21 protein-coding genes are annotated in these 18,928 nt (G+C 38.2%); 18 read left to right on the top strand and 3 right to left on the bottom strand.

The window, feature by feature from the left end:
• The first annotated feature begins 99 nt into the window (after positions 1–99).
• A complete protein-coding gene (locus F4694_RS06255) occupies positions 100–630 on the top strand; it encodes an HD domain-containing protein (protein ID WP_179596053.1) in 531 nt (176 codons plus the stop codon).
• 45 nt (positions 631–675) lie between these two features.
• Here the strand turns inward: F4694_RS06255 and F4694_RS06250 are convergent, their stop codons facing one another.
• Together F4694_RS06250 and F4694_RS06245 are read right to left on the bottom strand one after the other, a co-directional pair.
• Complete coding sequence (locus tag F4694_RS06250) at positions 676–1,152, bottom strand: hypothetical protein (protein ID WP_179596052.1); 477 nt, start codon at positions 1,150–1,152, stop codon at positions 676–678.
• Between the two features lie 115 nt (positions 1,153–1,267).
• Positions 1,268–1,369, bottom strand: coding sequence for a YjcZ family sporulation protein (locus F4694_RS06245; RefSeq protein ID WP_179596051.1), 102 nt, complete (start codon positions 1,367–1,369; stop codon positions 1,268–1,270).
• A gap of 346 nt (positions 1,370–1,715) precedes the next feature.
• Between F4694_RS06245 and F4694_RS06240 the strand changes: the two genes are divergently transcribed.
• The 17 genes from F4694_RS06240 (at position 1,716) to F4694_RS06165 (ending at position 17,887) form a co-directional block, all read left to right on the top strand.
• Positions 1,716–4,121 (top strand): Na+/H+ antiporter subunit A, encoded by a 2,406-nt coding sequence (locus F4694_RS06240; RefSeq protein ID WP_179596050.1) that lies wholly within the window; start codon positions 1,716–1,718, stop codon positions 4,119–4,121.
• Positions 4,118–4,543, top strand: coding sequence for a Na(+)/H(+) antiporter subunit B (locus tag F4694_RS06235; RefSeq protein WP_179596049.1), 426 nt, complete (start codon positions 4,118–4,120; stop codon positions 4,541–4,543). Before F4694_RS06240 ends, F4694_RS06235 begins: the two co-directional genes overlap by 4 nt.
• Positions 4,543–4,884 carry a Na(+)/H(+) antiporter subunit C gene (locus tag F4694_RS06230; RefSeq protein ID WP_179596048.1) on the top strand — a complete coding sequence of 114 codons (342 nt, stop codon included), beginning with the start codon at positions 4,543–4,545 and terminating at the stop codon, positions 4,882–4,884. Before F4694_RS06235 ends, F4694_RS06230 begins: the two co-directional genes overlap by 1 nt.
• Positions 4,877–6,364, top strand: coding sequence for a Na+/H+ antiporter subunit D (locus tag F4694_RS06225; protein ID WP_179596047.1), 1,488 nt, complete (start codon positions 4,877–4,879; stop codon positions 6,362–6,364). Before F4694_RS06230 ends, F4694_RS06225 begins: the two co-directional genes overlap by 8 nt.
• A gap of 7 nt (positions 6,365–6,371) precedes the next feature.
• Positions 6,372–6,848: a Na+/H+ antiporter subunit E gene (locus tag F4694_RS06220; protein ID WP_179596046.1), complete on the top strand. Its 477-nt coding sequence runs from the start codon at positions 6,372–6,374 to the stop codon at positions 6,846–6,848.
• A complete protein-coding gene (locus F4694_RS06215) occupies positions 6,848–7,132 on the top strand; it encodes a Na(+)/H(+) antiporter subunit F1 (protein WP_179596045.1) in 285 nt (94 codons plus the stop codon). The genes F4694_RS06220 and F4694_RS06215 overlap by 1 nt, the downstream gene beginning before the upstream one ends.
• Complete coding sequence (gene mnhG, locus F4694_RS06210) at positions 7,116–7,484, top strand: monovalent cation/H(+) antiporter subunit G (RefSeq protein WP_179596044.1); 369 nt, start codon at positions 7,116–7,118, stop codon at positions 7,482–7,484. Before F4694_RS06215 ends, mnhG begins: the two co-directional genes overlap by 17 nt.
• A gap of 577 nt (positions 7,485–8,061) precedes the next feature.
• Positions 8,062–8,196, top strand: a complete 135-nt coding sequence (locus F4694_RS32065; RefSeq protein WP_257029157.1) for a hypothetical protein — start codon at positions 8,062–8,064, stop codon at positions 8,194–8,196.
• Positions 8,197–8,417: 221 nt separating this feature from the next.
• Positions 8,418–9,413 (top strand): ABC transporter substrate-binding protein, encoded by a 996-nt coding sequence (locus tag F4694_RS06205; RefSeq protein ID WP_179596043.1) that lies wholly within the window; start codon positions 8,418–8,420, stop codon positions 9,411–9,413.
• A gap of 106 nt (positions 9,414–9,519) precedes the next feature.
• A complete protein-coding gene (locus F4694_RS06200) occupies positions 9,520–10,551 on the top strand; it encodes an ABC transporter permease (protein WP_179596042.1) in 1,032 nt (343 codons plus the stop codon).
• Positions 10,526–11,320 (top strand): ABC transporter ATP-binding protein, encoded by a 795-nt coding sequence (locus tag F4694_RS06195; protein WP_179596041.1) that lies wholly within the window; start codon positions 10,526–10,528, stop codon positions 11,318–11,320. The genes F4694_RS06200 and F4694_RS06195 overlap by 26 nt, the downstream gene beginning before the upstream one ends.
• Before the next feature lie 389 nt (positions 11,321–11,709).
• On the top strand, positions 11,710–12,825 hold the full coding sequence (gene hppD / locus F4694_RS06190; RefSeq protein ID WP_179596040.1) for a 4-hydroxyphenylpyruvate dioxygenase: 1,116 nt from the start codon (positions 11,710–11,712) through the stop codon (positions 12,823–12,825).
• A gap of 85 nt (positions 12,826–12,910) precedes the next feature.
• Positions 12,911–13,519 carry a flavin reductase family protein gene (locus F4694_RS06185; protein ID WP_179596039.1) on the top strand — a complete coding sequence of 203 codons (609 nt, stop codon included), beginning with the start codon at positions 12,911–12,913 and terminating at the stop codon, positions 13,517–13,519.
• A gap of 16 nt (positions 13,520–13,535) precedes the next feature.
• Positions 13,536–14,462 (top strand): fumarylacetoacetate hydrolase family protein, encoded by a 927-nt coding sequence (locus tag F4694_RS06180; protein WP_179596038.1) that lies wholly within the window; start codon positions 13,536–13,538, stop codon positions 14,460–14,462.
• 4 nt (positions 14,463–14,466) lie between these two features.
• Positions 14,467–15,624, top strand: a complete 1,158-nt coding sequence (locus F4694_RS06175; RefSeq protein WP_179596037.1) for a homogentisate 1,2-dioxygenase — start codon at positions 14,467–14,469, stop codon at positions 15,622–15,624.
• Positions 15,625–15,758: 134 nt separating this feature from the next.
• A complete protein-coding gene (locus F4694_RS06170) occupies positions 15,759–16,376 on the top strand; it encodes an NUDIX hydrolase (RefSeq protein WP_179596036.1) in 618 nt (205 codons plus the stop codon).
• 149 nt (positions 16,377–16,525) lie between these two features.
• Positions 16,526–17,887: an aspartate kinase gene (locus F4694_RS06165; RefSeq protein WP_179596035.1), complete on the top strand. Its 1,362-nt coding sequence runs from the start codon at positions 16,526–16,528 to the stop codon at positions 17,885–17,887.
• Positions 17,888–17,946: 59 nt separating this feature from the next.
• Here F4694_RS06165 and F4694_RS06160 read toward each other — a convergent pair whose 3' ends face one another.
• Complete coding sequence (locus F4694_RS06160) at positions 17,947–18,543, bottom strand: hypothetical protein (protein ID WP_179596034.1); 597 nt, start codon at positions 18,541–18,543, stop codon at positions 17,947–17,949.
• Positions 18,544–18,928: the final 385 nt, after the last annotated feature.

The raw sequence follows: 18,928 nt of genomic DNA, 5'->3' as shown, positions 1-18,928 counted from the left end.
TTATTAGTTTGGGTGAATAAATATGTAGCCTTAGATTTATGTTTATAATATAATGAATAATAAAAAAATAGCATACTGCATGGAGTGGAGGAGATTGATATGAGGGATGTAAGGTTAATTAACATATTTGAACATCATATTGCACAAAAATACTTGAATCGCTCTGGAATTGCCCATGCAATTGCTGTTGCATATCATGCCTTTCATTTAGCTAAAGAACATAAACTGGATATTGATACAGCCGCAAAGGCGGGGCTTTTGCATGATATGGGGCATTACACGTGGTATAAGAATGGAAAATGGGATTATGATTTATATAAACAAAATGATATACACCCGATAAAAGGTGCGGAGAGAGCACACAAATTATTAATCCGCCTTGGTGAAAATCCAGTAAGGGCAAAGAGTATTGCTCTAGCCATTCTGTTTCATACGGATTCATTTTTACCATCGAACGATATCGTACGTACACCACTGCAGCAAATTGTAAAATGGGCGGATGAAAAAGACGAGGAAGAGGGTGGAATGCACCATTATCGAAGCATTGATTTTGATCGTGCAAAACAAAGTATTATGCGTTTAGATGACTTGATCGATACTGAATTAAAAAATAAGGGTGAACTGGATTGAATAAAAAAGCTGTGCTACTTGCACAGCTTTGAAAGAAAATATGTACTATACCCGACGGAAGCCTTCCTCTTTTAAAAACTCTTCTGCTTCACCGTAGGTGTCGAAGCTTTCTTCAAGGTTTAATCCAAAGTAAATATTCCAAGTATCGTTTTCATTGATTACGATTAGATGATGTTTTTCGTCGTCCATCCAGCGTTCTTCCACCTGATTACCTATAATCGCTTCTTCTGCTAGTGATTTTTCTACAGGTAATAAGGATTCAATCGACTCCTTAATCAATTTCTGTAATTCATCCGCAGAAAAGTCACGAATATTCACCATTCCTTTATCATCTGTTTGATAGGAATGTAGGTTTCCTGCATAAACAAATCCGTTTCCATTTGGATGAAGATGATAGACAACATTTTTTTTGTCAGATGCGCTGTTTGGCAGCTGGAAATTAACACGTTTAAGTGAGACGTCTTTTCGTTCTAGTTCAGGAAATGATTCAATTATGGCTAATTTTTCGTTAAAAGTAAGCATAGGTGCCTCCAATATTTGTAGTAATGTTACTATCATACAGATAGTTTAACTGAAGATACAACAAATTATTTAAAAAGGCTTCAGCACCTAAATGCTGAAGCCCGATTCTTATTGATTAATATCCGCCGCCAATAAATGCAGATCCGACAATAATTAAAAGAATAAATAATACAACAATTAATGCAAAAGCCTTGTTGTTACCACCTTGTTGACTCATTCCTTCTCCACCTCCACCGAACGTTATCTAACTTCATTTTATGAAATAAAGAGTTGAAAAGCTTGGACGAAGTACATGGGTGGTAAAATTTTTAAATAAAAAAACCATTGAATAGAAAATAAAGTCATGTTAACATTATGTAAATAAATAAAAACGATTTTTGGAGGAGCCTGTCACCAAGGGATTACTATGTCCCTAAGTGACAGGCTCTTTTTGTATTTAAAAAATTGAAATGGAAAACAAATGAAAAAATCGAGAGGTGGAATGATAAAGAAGAGCTTTACTTGAAAACTATAGTTAACTGACAATCAAAGGGTTGGTAACTCAGAAATAAGGAGGTTTTGGTATGTCTTCTCTACACTTAGCGATTTTAGCGCCATTGGTTCTTTCTATTTTTATTCCGCTATTTTACAGAATATTTCGTCATATACATGCAGGATGGTTTGTGCTGCCGATACCTATTGTATTGTTCGTCTATTTCCTCACTTTCCTACCGGAAACGATGAGGGGGAGATCATTAATTGAAATGATTAACTGGATCCCGTCTTTAGGGATTAAATTTACTGCAAAAGTCGATGGACTTGGGCTTTTATTTGCCCTGCTAATCACTGGGATTGGGGCCTTGGTTGTGCTTTATTCCATCTATTATCTAGCAAAGAATAAAGAGAAGCTCAACCACTTTTATGTATATTTACTTCTCTTCATGGGTGCCATGCTTGGAGTTGTCTTATCGGATAACTTAATTGTAATGTATGGATTTTGGGAGCTAACAAGCTTTTCATCTTTTCTTTTAATTGGTTACTGGTACGAACGAGATAAATCTCGGTATGGTGCACAAAAGTCGATGCTTATAACGGTATTTGGCGGCCTCGCCATGCTAGGAGGAATTATCCTTCTCTACATTATGACCGGAACCTTTAGTGTTACAGAATTGATATCTCAGGCGAATGCTATATTTAACAACGCATTATTTGATCCTGCACTAGTTTGTATTTTACTTGGTGCGTTTACAAAATCTGCTCAATTCCCATTCTATATTTGGCTTCCGGATGCCATGGAAGCTCCTACACCCGTGAGTGCTTACTTACACTCTGCAACGATGGTCAAGGCAGGAATATATTTAGTAGCACGATTTACTCCGGTATTCGGAGAACATTTTCTTTGGTTTTTGCTAGTAACAAGTGTCGGGATACTTACCTTGGTATGGGGTTCCATATTTGCGGTGAAACAGACTGATTTAAAGGCAATTTTAGCTTTTTCTACCGTCAGCCAATTAGGTCTTATTATGTCATTGCTAGGTGCTGGAGCTGCAGCTCTGCATTATGAATTTTTGGATGAAAACATCTATACGGTAGCTGTAACGGCTGCTATTTTCCACTTAGTCAATCATGCAACCTTTAAAGGTAGCCTGTTCATGGCAGCTGGAATCATCGACCATGAAACAGGGACAAGGGATATTCGTAAATTGGGTGGGTTAATGCATTTTATGCCGATTACGTTTACCACTTCTATTATTGGTGCATTCTCAATGGCAGGACTTCCACCATTTAATGGGTTCTTAAGTAAAGAGATGTTTTTTACAGCGATGGTACATGTGACGGAGATGGATCTATTTAATCTTAATACATGGGGGATATTATTCCCGGTGCTTGCTTGGATTGCCAGCATCTTTACTTTTGTTTATAGCATGATTCTTGTTTTTAAAACATTTACTGGTAAGTATCAGCCGGACAAACTTGATAAAAAACCACATGAAGCTCCAATGGGTTTACTAATTTCACCAGTTATATTAGTTTCTCTTGTGATTATTTTCGGTTTTTTCCCAAATCTTTTATCTGATAGTCTCATCTCACCAGCGATGGCTTCGATTCTTCCGAGTCTACTAGAGGCGGGAGAAGAATTTATGGTTCACATTTCATTCTGGCATGGACCCAACATTGAACTGTTCATGACACTCGGTGTAATAATTTTAGGAATTATTCTTTTTAAAACACATGCTAAATGGAAAAAAATTTATAAGGCGGTTCCAGAGAAACTGGCTCTTAATCGATTTTATGACTTCTTAATAGAAGGTATGCAATCAGTCCCCTATAAGGTAACCAATACCTATATGAATGGATCCATAAGGTCATATCTCGTGTATATATTTACATTCTTTATTGTTATTCTTGCAGCTACACTAATTGGAAAGAATGCCTTTACGTTTGATACAAGCAATGTATCCTCGATAGGAGTTTACGAGGTCGCCTTAGCCATTCTTGTTGTCCTGGCATCGATTTGCATTCTTTTTGCTAAATCAAGAATGACTTCTATCATTCTGCTTGGTGCTGTTGGCTATACGGTTTCTTTATTCTATGTTCTTTTTAGAGCACCGGATTTAGCCCTAACTCAGCTTGTTATTGAAACGATTTCGGTCGCGTTATTCTTGGTGTGCTTCTATCATTTACCTAAATTGAGAAGGTTTGAGACAAGAATGAGATTTAGATTTACGAATGCGCTTATCTCCGTTGGGGTAGGTGTAATGGTAACCCTAATCGCACTTTCGGCTCACAGTAATAAATTATTTGACTCAATATCACAGTACTATGTGGAGAATACGTATACAGAGGCTGCTGGCAAGAATATGGTAAACGTCATTCTAGTAGACTTCCGAGGCTTTGATACACTCTTTGAAATTACCGTATTAGCCATTGCTTCGTTAGGAATCTATAGCATGATCAAATTAAGATTGAACAGGAGGAAAGAAGAATGAGAAAAACAAACAATCTCATACTTGAAACAGCGATAAAAGTTCTTCTTTTCTTTATTGTCCTGTACTCAGTCTATATTTTTACAGCAGGACATTATTACCCCGGTGGTGGATTTATTGGAGGACTCATGACCGCCGGGGCGATTGTACTCTTATTAATTACGTATGATATTAAAACGGTTGAGGAATTACTGCCAGTAAACTACCGGATTCTCACGGCGATCGGGCTGCTATTTGCAATTGGAACAAGTGCGGGATCTCTTTTATTTAATGTTCCGTTTTTAACACATGCATTTGGTGATGTTCACTTACCGCTTCTTGGTGAATTATCTCTTCATACTGCAACGCTTTTTGATTTAGGAGTGTACTTTGTTGTTGTCGGAGTGACAATGACCATTATTCAAACGATAGGGGAGGATGAATAATGGAAATCTTAATGGCATTTGTAATTGGAATTCTATTTATGACCGCCACCTATCTAATGCTTTCAAAAAGTCTATTACGTATTATCGTCGGTACTGGACTATTAAGCCATGGTGCTCATCTTCTTATTCTAACGATGGGTGGTTTGAAACGAGGAGCTGCTCCTATTTTAGGGGGAAATGCGGAGAATTATACAGATCCACTGCCTCAGGCCTTAATATTAACAGCGATTGTAATCAGCTTTGGAGTAACAGCGTTTTTCTTAGTATTGGCTTATCGAACCTATCAAGAGCTGGGGACTGATAATGTGGAAGAAATGAGGGGAACCGAAAAAGATGACTAACTTAATCATTTTACCTATTTTAATCCCCTTATTTACTGGGGTAATTTTGATTTTTCTAAATAAAAGAATCACAGGTCAGCGCGTTGTAGCAACCATTTCTTCAATAAGTACAATGATTGCTGCTGGATTAATTGTACAAAAGGTACGCACTGATGGGATACAATTTCTTAATATGAGTAGCTGGGACGCTCCATTCGGGATTACTTTAGTATCTGACATGTTTTCAGCACTTTTAGTACTTACAACTAGCCTTATTTCGTTTGTTTGTTTAATTTACTCCTTTAAATCGATTGGAGAAGAACGTGAAAAATATTACTACTATGCTGTTTTTAACTTTTTATTAGTTGGAGTGAACGGAGCTTTTACAACAGGGGATATCTTTAACCTTTTTGTATTCTTTGAGGTTATGCTTATGTCCTCCTATGTTTTGTTAGTACTTGGAGGAACTAAGATACAACTTAGAGAATCCATTAAATATTTACTTGTCAATGTCATATCATCGGCATTATTTGTTATTGCGGTTGCCTACTTATATTCCGTAGTCGGCACCTTAAATATGGCTCATATTTCTAGTCGAATCAATGAAATTAGTGTAAATGGGATGCCAGGGATATTAACAGTTATTGCTGTCTTGTTTTTAATCGTTTTTGGATTAAAAGGAGCCATTTTCCCGCTCTACTTTTGGATGCCAGGATCCTATTACGCACCACCTACGCCTGTATTGGCACTTTTCGGTGCTTTATTGACAAAAGTAGGAGTTTACTCGATTACAAGAACCTATACGCTTTTCTTTTATCATGATATAGAAGCTTTTGGTATTCTATCCATTCTAGCGATTTTGTCCATTGTTTTCGGTGTTATTGGAGCAATTGCTTACTGGGATATCAAAAACATTATTATTTATAATATCATCATCGCTGTAGGTGTAATTTTGTATGGGGTTTCTGTCATGAACATCGCTTCGATATCAGGTGCTGTGTACTATTTGATTCACGATATGATTATTAAAGCAGCATTATTTCTACTAATAGGAATTGTTATTAAGATTACCGGAACTAGTAACTTAAGAAATATGAGCGGGCTAATTACCCGATATCCAGGACTTGGCTGGACTTTCTTTATCGCTTCATTAGCTCTAGCAGGAATTCCGCCATTGAGTGGTTTTGTTGGAAAGCTCCTTATTGTGCAAGGAGGATTTGAGGGAGAGAGTTTTATTGGCGGCTTCATTACATTGATGTCCAGTTTACTCGTTCTTTTTTCAGTTATGAAAATCTTTATTAACGGTTTTTGGGGAAAGGACCGCATATACAGTGGTGAGGAAAAAGCACCTGTAAAACAATTGCTTATTGCTCCTGTTATTTTAGTAGTAATTTCTGCTTTTTACGGAATTGGTACTGAATCTATATTGCCGTATATTACTCAGGCAGCACATACCTTAATAAATCCCAATTTATATATTGATGCTGTCTTAAAGGAGTGAATAAGTTTTGGCATTTCAAATTTTATTGAATGTGGTGTTAGCCTTTTTATGGATGTTTATTAAGGTTTCATATGATCCGATTAGTTTTATAAAAGGCTATATTTTTGGACTTCTTGTCATATTTGTGTTCAGACGTTACTCCCATAGCCGTTTTTATTTATTTCGATTATGGTCCTTTATAAAGCTGATTTTTATTTTTATTAAGGAACTCATTTTGTCCAATATAGCCATTGTAAAAATTGTATTAAAACCTAAATTAGATATGAGGCCAGCCATTTTTGCAATGGACACAGTTTTAACGAAGGATTGGCAAATCACTTTACTCTCAAGTTTAATAACATTAACGCCAGGTACTTTAGTCATTGATGTTTCAGAAGATAATAAAACCCTTTTTATTCATGCGATGAATATTGGGGAAATAGAAGACGAGATTAACAGTATTAAGAATTCCTTTGAAAAGGCTATTTTGGAGGTGAGCAGCTAATGATTGATATCATGATTCGTTTAGCTTTGGTATTCTGCTCCATTTCGATGCTTGGATTAATTTATCGGGTTATAAAAGGTCCTAGTGTTGCAGACCGAGTGATTGCATTAGATGCTATTGGTGTGAATCTTGTTGCCATTACAGCATTGATATCAATTGTTTTAAATTCTCATGCTTTTCTCGAAATCATTCTTTTAATTGGAATTCTTGCTTTTATTGGAACAGTGGCGTTTGCTAAGTATTTGGAAAAGGGGGTTATTATCGAACGTGAGCGTAATCATTGATTTTTTCATTGGATTCTTTATCTTAGTTGGATCCCTATTTTGCCTCATTGCTACAATTGGAGTGATTAGACTCCCTGATGTATATACGAGAAACCATGCCGCCTCAAAAGCTGCTACATTAGGGGTAATGTCTATCCTATTGGGAACTTTTCTTTACTTTTATGCGCTTGAAGGTCATTTTAATTCTAGGCTGATTTTAGGAATTGTCTTCCTCTTTATGACTTCCCCCATTTCCGGTCATTTAATTAACAGGGCAGCCTATAATTCAGGAGTAAAACTTTGGGATAAAAGTGTAAGAGATGACTTGAAAGAATATAATAAAAAGGTATTGGAAAAGTCATCTGTAGATTAAAATGATAATAAAAGTGTTCCGAATAATCGTTTGGAACACTTTTTACATAACGAGTTGCTAATTTTCCATACTTAGGATGGGGCTATAATCCGAACATATTCCCTTGGTCTAAATGGCATGTATAATTTCCAATGTACATTAGAGTTCTCAGTGCTTACATTTGTATTCAGCGGAGTTATATCATTATTCATAGGAACTATATTGAGCCTATTTAAATGGGAGCTCCTCTTATTAAATTCCAGACCATTTTGTTGCTGGTCCAGGAACCATGCAGCGGATAGTAACAGTGAAAAGATAAAAAAACTTACCACAATTTTAATTTTCAATTTGTCTTACCTCCCAATTAGGATTAGTTTGTACAAAGAATTGAAAAAACAACCATTCAACATTCCCCAACCACACAATAAAATACAAATGCCGATAAAACTAATAATTGTGAATAATCAATGAATATTAGCATACCTATACTAACAACAGACATAGGGACTTGACCATTCGGGTTATTCTTTTTCTTGTACCCCCACAAAAGATTACTATGGTACGAATACTGTGGTAAATAAACAATGGAGGTTAGATAATGAAAACAACAATGATTGATATTGATAAGTTACTAGAATCTACAGAAAATCTAACATCTGAGAAAATCACAAAAAAATTAAAAAAAATAGAAATTGATAAATTATTAGCTCAAACTGAAAATTGGTCAAGATAAATAGCTAGGTACTAGATAAAAGCTCTCGGAAAATCGAGGGCTTTTTTTATATATAGTGATAAAAAATGTCCATTAAAACAGAATGAAGAAATTTGTCGCTTTAAAGCAGAAAAATAAATTAATGTAATTCTATTGACTTTTACTATGAAAAAATACTAGAATAACTTTTATAATATAATAAATTTTTAGAAAATTAAATGTAAAAACTGGGGGATGTAAAAATGAAAAAAGGTGCAAAAGTATTGTCTGTTGCTCTTGCAGGAATGATCATGCTTGCGGGGTGTGGCAGTAAGGAATCATCAGGGGGAGCGGAAAAAGACGGGGAAAAGGTATTTAAAGTTGGGATAAGCCAATTTGCAGCCCATCCTTCATTGGATGCAGCAACAGAAGGGTTTAAAAAGGCTTTAAAGGATAAAGGCATTAATGTGGAATATGACGAACAAAATGCACAAGCGGACATGAATAATGTTCAAACAATCGCTGATAATTTTGTTGGAGATAAAGTGGATCTAATTTTTGCAAATGCAACACCAAGTGCAACAAGTGCACTGAATGCAACGAAAGAGATTCCAATCATCTTTACATCAGTAACTGACCCTGTGGGTGCAGGCTTAGTGAAGTCATTTGACCAGCCAGGCGATAATATTACTGGTACAACGGATAATCATCCGGAAGGAACAGCTAAAACAATTAACTTTATTACGGAAGAAGTAAAAGCGAAGGAAATTGGCGTAATCTATAATTCCGGTGAACAAAATTCTGTTGTTCAAGTGGAAGAAGTGAAAAAGTTAGCAGAAGCAAAGGGCGCTAAGCTTGTGGAAGTATCTGTCTCAACCTCTGCTGAAGTGAAACAGGCAGCTGAATCCTTGGTTGGCCGTGTAAATGCCATCTATATTCCTACAGATAATACGGTAGTTTCAGCTCTTGAGTCGGTCATATCGGTTGCAAACAGCAAAAAGATTCCATTGTTTGTGGGTGAGCTAGATTCAATGAAAAAAGGGGCAGTCGCAGCTAGTGGCTTCGAATACTTTGATCTTGGCTATCAATCTGGTTTAATGGCCGCTGAAATTCTAAGCGGAAATAAAAAGGCTAGTGAAATTCCGGTTGAATTACCAAGCAGCTTAGCACTTATCATTAACAAGAAAGCAGCAGAAGCACAAGGGCTTGAAGTAAAAGATGAGTGGAAAGAACTTGGAGAGTTTTACGAAGGAAAATAAAACTCATAGGTTATTGTAAGGAGTCAGCTCCGAAAATGGCTGACTCCTTCATAACTGTATAGGAATAATTAATGAAGAACATAGACTTAAAGAAAGGATGATCTCAATGTTTACAGCCATATTTGGATCATTTGAAGCAGGTATCATCTACGCGATTATGGCACTGGGCGTCTATCTTTCCTTTCGTATTCTGGATTTTCCAGATTTAACGGTAGATGGGAGTTTTGTTACAGGTGCAGCACTATCAGCAGTATTGATTGCGGGTGGTATGAACCCGTTTTTGGCCACAATATTGGCATTATTTGCAGGTTTTGCAGCAGGATGTATGACCGGACTGCTCCACACTTTTGGAAAAATTAATAATTTGCTGTCTGGTATCTTAATGATGATTGCCCTTTATTCTATTAATCTTAGAATCATGGGTAGATCTAATATTCCTCTTTTGAATACAGAAACATCTTTTACAAAAATTGGAGAATTTTTCGATAGTCTCGGTATCGATTCCTTTTTTAACAGCCTTTTAACGATGGTTGGTCTAGGAGACAGTCTTCCTGGTACATGGGGGATTTTAATTTTTATGATTATCGTTACCTTTGTAATCAAATGGCTTACAGATTTATTTCTACAAACGGAAATTGGTCTTGCTGTTAGAGCGACAGGTAACAATAAACAAATGATTCGCAGTTTCTCTGCCAATACCAATCTCCTTACCATCCTTGGACTTGGGTTATCCAATGCACTGGTTGCCTTTTCTGGAGCTTTAATTGCCCAGCAAGGTGGATTTGCGGATGTAGGCATGGGGATAGGGATGATTGTCATTGGGTTAGCTTCTGTTATTATCGGTGAAGCCTTATTTGGTACCAAATCAATTGCTAGAGCGACTCTTGCGGTTATCGGAGGATCCATCATCTACCGTATTGTTGTTACATTGGCACTAAGGGTCGAATTCCTAGACCCTGGCGATATGAAGGTAATCACAGCACTTATTGTTATTATTGCTTTAACTGCTCCAAAATTAATTGAACACTCTAAAGAGAAAAAGCGTAAAGCCAAAAGAAGACAAGAAAAGATGAACAGGTTACAGGCATCGGCTGAGCGAAAGGGTGAGAATCATGCTGCACTTAAATCAGATTCATAAGATTTTTAATGAAGGAACTCCTGATGAAAAAATTGCGATTGACCATATCAATCTTACTTTAAAACCAGGTGATTTCGTAACCGTTATTGGCAGTAATGGTGCGGGAAAATCGACCTTAATGAATATCATTTCAGGTGTTTTAGTACCAGATGTGGGTGAAATCCACATTGACGGCAAGAATGTAACCGCAATGTCGGAGTTCAAGCGTTCGAAAATGATTGGGCGTGTTTTTCAAGACCCGATGGCCGGAACGGCTCCTAGCATGACAATTGAAGAAAACTTGGCAATGGCATACTCACGTAATAAAACGAGGACCTTCAGAAGGGGAGTTACGAAAAAGAGACGTGATTACTTTCGGGAGGTACTTGAATCGTTGCATCTTGGTTTAGAAAACCGGTTAAGTGCAAAGGTAGGGCTGTTATCTGGAGGAGAAAGGCAGGCATTATCACTGTTAATGGCAACATTCACGGAACCTGCGATACTTTTGCTTGATGAACATACTGCTGCGCTTGATCCATCGAGAGCAGAACTAATAACCAATCTTACGCGTGAGATTGTGGCTAAATATCAGCTTACAACCCTAATGGTAACCCACAATATGCAGCAAGCCATTGACCTTGGAAATCGCTTAATCATGATGGATAAAGGTCAAATTATATTAGAAGTAGATGCACAAAACAAAATAGATCTAACCATAGAAGGATTATTAGAGGAATTTAAACGAATCCGCGGAGTACAAATGGCCAGCGACCGTGCCGTTTTATCCTAAAACTAAAAAGAAACAGCCTATTATTAAGGTTGTTTCTTTTTTTTATACATGTATTACGGAAAATTTTATATTATGCACCCTGTTGTTTGGAGCGGAAGGCACGAAGACTCCTGCGGGAGGACGGGGCAGGGGAGACCCCGCAGGCGCTTATGCGCTGAGGAGGCTCCCCGGACCGCCCGCGGAAAGCGAAGTGCCTCGTGACAGGCAAAGACCGCCTGTCCCTGCGGTGATTATTCAAAGAAGCTTTCCTTGGTGGAGCGGAAATCAACAGGCCCACTTTATTACTAAAAAGCGTTATTGCTTTACCCCCTGCTCTTGAGAGGACAGGTCTGTATCACTTAATATATATTCTGAATATTATTAATTAAATGATAATAGGGGGAATATAAATGAAAGAAAAACGCATAAAAGCCGAAGAACTTGTTAACGATTTTTTTCCTGTTAGGGATGTCGACTATATCGAAATTTACACAGGTAATGCAAAGCAAGCCTGTCATTTTTTCTGTACAGCATTCGGGTTTAAGCCTGTAGCTTACTCAGGTCTTGAAACGGGAAATCGTGAAACCGTTTCCTATGTCCTTAAGCAAAGAAATATCCGTCTAGTCCTCACAGGATCCTATAAAGAGGATACTCGAGTTGCTCAGTTTGTAAAAAATCATGGTGACGGTGTTAAAGATGTTGCACTATTAGTTGATGATGTCGTTAAGGCATATAATGCTGCTGTAGAGCGTGGCGGTATTGCCCTCGTACCTCCGTATGAACTGAAGGATGAGAAGGGGACCATTAAAAAAGCCGTTCTCGGTACATATGGAGATACCATCCATACGTTAGTAGAACGCAAGAATTATCAAGGTGTTTTCATGCCGGGTTTTGACCCTTATTCCGTTTATCTGCCTATTGAAGATGCTGGCTTGATTGGGATTGATCATGTTGTTGGGAACGTTGAGAGAATGGAAGAATGGGTGGAATATTATTCTAAAGTAATGGGCTTTGTAGAAATGAAGCATTTCACAGATAAAGATATTACTACGGAGTATTCTGCGTTAATGTCGAAAGTTATGCATAATGGCGGCAGAATTAAGTTCCCAATTAATGAACCAGCCGAAGGGAAACGCAAATCACAAATTCAGGAGTATTTAGAATTCTATAATGGTCCAGGTGTTCAGCATCTTGCTATATTAACAGAGGATATTGTCTCAACTGTTTCCACCTTGAAAAAGAATGGAGTTGAATTCTTAAATACACCAAGTACCTATTATGAGGATTTAGGGCAGCGAATCGGCAAAATTGATGAAGAGATCGAAAAGCTTCGAGAATTAAACATTCTTGTCGATCGTGATGATGAGGGCTACTTGCTGCAAATATTCACCAAGCCAATCGTCGATCGACCTACATTATTCATTGAAATCATTCAGCGTAAGGGTGCGCGGGGATTTGGTGAAGGAAATTTCAAGGCATTATTTGAATCAATCGAAAGAGAACAGGCTCGAAGAGGAAACTTATAACGAGCCAAGACTTCATAAGGAAGAAAAGGGAGAGGTATCGTTTCTCCCTTTTTTCCAGAGAGTTTAAAGGAAAGAGGTGTGAAGAATGGAAGTGTCACCAGACACACTTGAATGGAGAGACGCCTATAAGCTGTTAATTGGCTCCATACTGCCGCGTCCGATAGCGTTTGTGTCAACCATAGACGAAAATGGAATCGCCAATGCTGCTCCCTTTAGTTTCTTTACAGCCATATGTGCTGACCCTATGCTGATCTGTTTTTCACCAATGAGAAGGGGAACGGATGGAGCAAAAAAAGATACGCTCGTAAATATAGAGAATACGAAGCAATTTGTCATTAATATTGTCAGTGAAAACATGGCGAAGCAAATGAATGATTGTGCGGTTGAATTTGAACCGGAAGTGGATGAGTTGGACGTAGCTGGCTTAACGAAAGAGACTAGTCTTATCGTGAAAGTTCCTCGTATAAAGGAATCTCTTGTACATTTGGAGTGCGAGCTCTATCAGGTGTTGGATTTTGGTGACAAACCGGGCGCGGGGAGTCTAGTAATAGGTAAGGTTTTAAATATTCATGTTAAGGATGAATTATTGCAGAATGGGCGAATCGATACTGCAAAACTGCAGCCTATTGGCAGAATGGCTGGGAATACTTATACCAATCCATTAGGGAAAACGTTCGATATTATTAGGAAATAGGAAACTAGGTGTCTATATGAAATTCGTTACTTTTGAAAAAAGTGATAGAACAGTAAGGTCAGGTGTGCTGTTAGATTCTGACCTTGTCATTGATATGCATGAAGCCACGAACGGGAAATTGCCAGGAAATATGATCGACTTTCTTGAGCAAAGTGAAAGTAATTTGACATTAACGAAGGGACTTTTACAGTTATCCTATGGTGATAAAGGTGCATATCCACTAAATCAAGTTAGGTTAATTGCGCCGTTGCCAAATCCAAAAAGTTTCCGTGATTTCTATGCATTTGAGCAGCATGTAAAATCCGCGAGGGCGAACAGGGGTTTAAAAATGATTCCGGAATGGTACCAAATTCCTGTTTTTTATTTTTCAAATCACTTGGCGATCGCGGGACCTGAAGAGGAGATTATTAAACCTGTAGAATGCAAATGGCTGGATTTTGAACTTGAAGTTTCTTGCATTATTGGAAAGCAGGGGAGAAATATCCCTGCCGAAGAAGCAGAAGATTATATTTTTGGTTATTGTATTCTTAATGACTGGAGTGCACGGGATCTTCAAAGACAGGAAATGAAGGTAGGATTAGGACCTGCAAAGGGAAAGGACTTTGCAACCTCATTAGGACCATGGGTTATAACCAAGGACGAGATGGATCCATTAAGATCGGGAAAAGGTTTTGACATAAGTATGAGGGCTAGGATTAATGGCAGCCTACTATCTGAAGGGAATATGAAGGATATCTACTATTCGTTCGGAGAAATGATTGAGAGGGCCTCAGCGGGTGTTACTCTCTATCCAGGGGAGATAATAGGATCTGGGACAGTTGGAACAGGATGTATCCTTGAACTCGGTACAGAGGTACATCGCTGGCTGCAGCCGGGTGATGAGGTAGAATTAGAGATTGATAAATTAGGTGTTTTAAGGAATTCAATTATTGAAGTGAGGTGAAATCATGTTTTACCGGCAAATGGGCAGGATTCCTCATAAACGTCATACCATGTTTAAAAAAGACGATGGCAGTCTCTTTCGTGAGCAGGTAATGGGAACACGCGGCTTTTCAGGCACCCAGTCCATTCTCTATCACCATCACATGCCAACAGAAGTAGTAAAAGCAGCGCTGATTGGCAGCTATATTCCTGAATATGAGGAACAAAAATCGTTAAAGCACCGACTTTTTTTAACAAACAAAACGGTAAAAAAAGGAGATGCTCTGGGAGCGAGGGAATATATTTTAGGAAATCAGGATTTATTAATTGGTACAGCTTCTGTAAATGAACCAATGAAAAGCTATTACCGTAATGGTGATGGAGATGAAATGCTGTTTGTTCACTACGGTTCAGGCAAGCTTGAAACGATGTTTGGAACCTTATCTTATCGAGCAGGCGATTATCTTATAATTCCTATTGGAACCATTTTTCGAATGATTCCCGATAGGAAGGAAGAAACTAAGCTGTTGTTCATAGAATCTTTTAGCAAAATTACAACACCAAGACGGTATCGAAATGAATATGGACAACTGCTTGAACACAGTCCTTTCTGCGAACGTGATTTTCGTGGTCCGGAAATACTAGAGACCTTTGACGATAAAGGAGAGTTTGAGGTCGTAACAAAATCTCGCGGGGCGCTTCATTCTCATATTTTAGGACATCACCCTTTTGACGTCGTCGGCTGGGATGGCTACCTCTACCCTTGGGCTTTTAACGTTGAGGATTTTGAACCCATAACCGGTAGAGTTCATCAGCCCCCTCCTGTTCATCAAACTTTTGAGGGAAACAACTTTGTCGTATGTTCTTTTGTTCCTAGGCTGTTTGACTACCATCCAGAAGCCATACCTGCCCCGTATTATCATAGTAATGTGAATAGTGACGAATTACTCTATTATGTAAAAGGTAATTTTATGAGTCGAAAGGGGGTACAGCTGGAGTCGATTACACTACATCCAAGCGGTATTCCACATGGTCCTCATCCTGGAAAGACAGAATCCAGCATTGGAAAAAAAGAAACACTGGAACTAGCCGTTATGATTGATACCTTCCATCCGCTTAAAGTGGTCAAGTCGGCTAATATATTAGAGGACCAAGATTATATGTTTTCATGGGTGGAAAAATAGCGATAATTTATTTTAACAATCCAATTAAAGGGTATTGGGTTGTTTTTTGTTGGATAAACATAATAAGATAAACATTATATAAATTGTAAATGATAGTATGGTTATATAAACTTTTTACGGTGGAGGTGAAAATCATGAATTTTGAATCTGTTCAATCGAAACTAAAAAATCATACACCCAGCATTTTGGGAAGTGATAAATTTTCAAGATATGCTGTAATGGTACCGCTTATAGAAAAAGAGGATGGAATCCATGTCTTGTTTGAGGTACGGTCACTCCAGCTAAGACGACAGCCTGGTGAAATTTGTTTCCCAGGGGGCAGAATTGATCCTCAGGATTTAGATGAGAAAAGTGCAGCCATTAGAGAAACAATGGAAGAGTTGGGAATAAACAGAGAGAACTTAACGGAGGTATATCCGCTTGACTTCATGATTTCCCCTTTTGGAATGATGATTTACCCCTTTGCAGCAATGATGAAAAATCCTGAGGAAATCCAGCCAAATCCAGCAGAAGTGGGAGAAATATTCACAGTGCCATTAACGTATTTTATGGAAAACAACCCTGATATTTACAATATCCATTTTAAAGTGGAGCCTGAGGAGAACTTTCCCTTTGATTTAATTGTTGGCGGCGAAAATTATAATTGGCGGACAAGGGCTCTCGATGAATATTTTTATCTTTATGAGGAGAAGGCGATTTGGGGACTAACTGCTAAAATTCTTTCCCATTTTATTGAAATAGTGAAACAGTAAAATTATCCAGTGGATAATTATTTTACTGTTTTTTTTGTTTTGTCCTCCTAGGAAAAACAAATGTATTTTTGAGGGAGAAAAAGTACTTGATTATTTTCTGAATAAAGATAAAATTAAGAGTATACTTTTTTGGGATAGGTGATGTTGTAATGAAGGTTGTAAAGTTTGGGGGATCCTCTTTAGCGTCAGGAACACAAATTGAAAAAGTTTTTCAGATAGTGATGTCCGACCCAGAGCGAAAAGTAGTGGTTGTGTCTGCTCCAGGGAAAAGATTTGCTGAGGATGAGAAGGTAACAGACTTGTTGATAGAGTGCGCTGAACAATGTCTACAAGATAATAATCCAACTGAAAAGTTTAACGCGGTTATGTCAAGATATTCCTCCATTGCAGCAGAGTTAGCTCTCCCTAATGAGATAATTAGTGAAATACATCACGATTTATCAGAGAGATTAAACGGAGACCGCAGTAAGCCTGACCGGTTTATGGATCTCGTCAAAGCAAGCGGAGAGGATAATAACGCTAAATTGGTAGCAGCTTACTTTAAGGAGCAGGGTGTAGAGGCATCGTATGTAAATCCGAGGGAAGCAGGGCTTTTTGTCAGTGATGAGCCAGGCCATGCACAGGTATTACCTGAATCGTATGAAAAGTTATATTCATTACGTGAAATTCCAGGAATCATCATTTTTCCAGGATTCTTCGGCTATAGTAAACAAGGTGAAGTCTTTACGTTCTCACGAAGCGGCTCCGATATAACTGGATCGATTTTAGCCAACGGAATAAAAGCAACGCTCTATGAGAATTTTACGGATGTCGATGCAGTATTTTCTGTTAATCCAAATCTGGTGTATAATCCAAAGGAAATCAAAGAATTAACCTACCGTGAAATGCGAGAATTATCTTATGCAGGATTTACAGTGCTGCATGATGAGGCACTTGTACCGGCTTTTCGTGCAGGTATTCCCGTTCAAATTAAGAACACGAACAATCCAAGCGCACCTGGAACACGAATTGTCTATACACGTGACAATACGAATGGACCTGTTGTAGGAATAGCAAGTGATAAAGGATTCTGCAGCATTTACGTTAGCAAATACTTAATGAATAGAGAAATTGGTTTTGGGCGAAAGCTTTTGAGTATCTTAGAAGAATATGGACTGTCGTATGAACACACACCTTCAGGTATTGATGATGTTTCTGTCATTTTGAGAGAAGCCCAACTCGACCCTGACATGGAAAATGAAATTATCTGGAGAATAGAGTCCGAGTTACATGCCGATGAGGTAATAGTCCAGCACAGCCTTTCACTGATAATGGTAGTAGGTGAAGGAATGCGCCGGAATGTCGGAACAATGGCACGTGCCTCTAAAGCATTAGCGAAGGCAGAAGTGAATATCGAAATGATTAATCAAGGTTCATCCGAGGTTAGCATGATGTTCGGTGTAAAACAAGTTGATGAAAAAAGAGCAGTTCAGGCTCTGTATGATGAGTTTTTCGCTGCAGTACCCGTATAACAAGGAAAAAGCAGATCTAAAATTAATTTTTTTAGACTGCTTTTTTTATGTAAATCAAATTATGATAATTGAGGCTGATGATGACTTTTCCTTAATCTTATTTTTGTTCGCACCCCCGCCCAAAGGGCAATGATTAGCCCTCCTCCTGTATCGGAAATTAAATCAATCATAGTATCGTCATTTCCGCCGCCTTGTAACGTCATATTGAAAAATTGATCACAGCTAAACTCATAGATTTCCCATATCACACCACCTAAAGCGGCGAATGATAAGGTGAACAGGAAGATAATCCAAGGGGATATTTCGACCTCTGCATCACGATGAACCAATCTTTCATATAAAGCAATTCCAGCAAACGCAAGGATAGCACCGCTAAGGAAGTGCACAAAGGTATCCCACCAGCCAAGACCATACCAACCTAGAATCGAGCCGCAGTATTGTGAACCCACCAAGAAAAGTAAATAGGAAATAACAATTGGCAAATTGAACTTTAGCTTGGTAAATAAGGCTAGGAGAAGTGGAACGGCCCCACAAACCATCCCGCCGATGGCAACGGTGGATTTATAAGATTCCCCTTCCGCGCGATAAAGAAAAAATAGTATAGCCATAAATGCCACATAGAGAAAACTTAGCAAAAGGACAAGCTTTCGATTCATTCGTTTCACCTCAGGTAGAATGCGGATTATTATATTATATCCAGTTCTTAGCCATCCCACCCAAATAATATAAAAAAGAAAAACATTTCGTGAGCGGGATAAAGTAATCAGTTCAGACAATTAAAAAGAGTTGAAAAGTCTCAGGAAACTGAGGCTCAGATTGTCGAGGAAGGGGGTCTTTCTCGGCAAATTTTTTGTAGGAACAACCGTTTTCCTTTATATATTGTAAATTCTATTTTAGGGCTGATGCACACACGCGCTGCCAGGAGGATTCATCCTTAATAGGGTGTCTTGAGGACAAATCGTACGCCCTGCCGGAAGGATTTGTCCTTAATAAGGGTGCTTGAGGACAAATCGTACGCCCTGCCGGAAGGATTTGTCCTTA

Origin of the sequence: Neobacillus driksii (assembly GCF_013409995.1) — a bacterium.
Lineage (GTDB): Bacteria > Bacillota > Bacilli > Bacillales > Cytobacillaceae > Neobacillus > Neobacillus driksii.
This window is presented reverse-complemented; position numbering and strand designations above follow the sequence as displayed.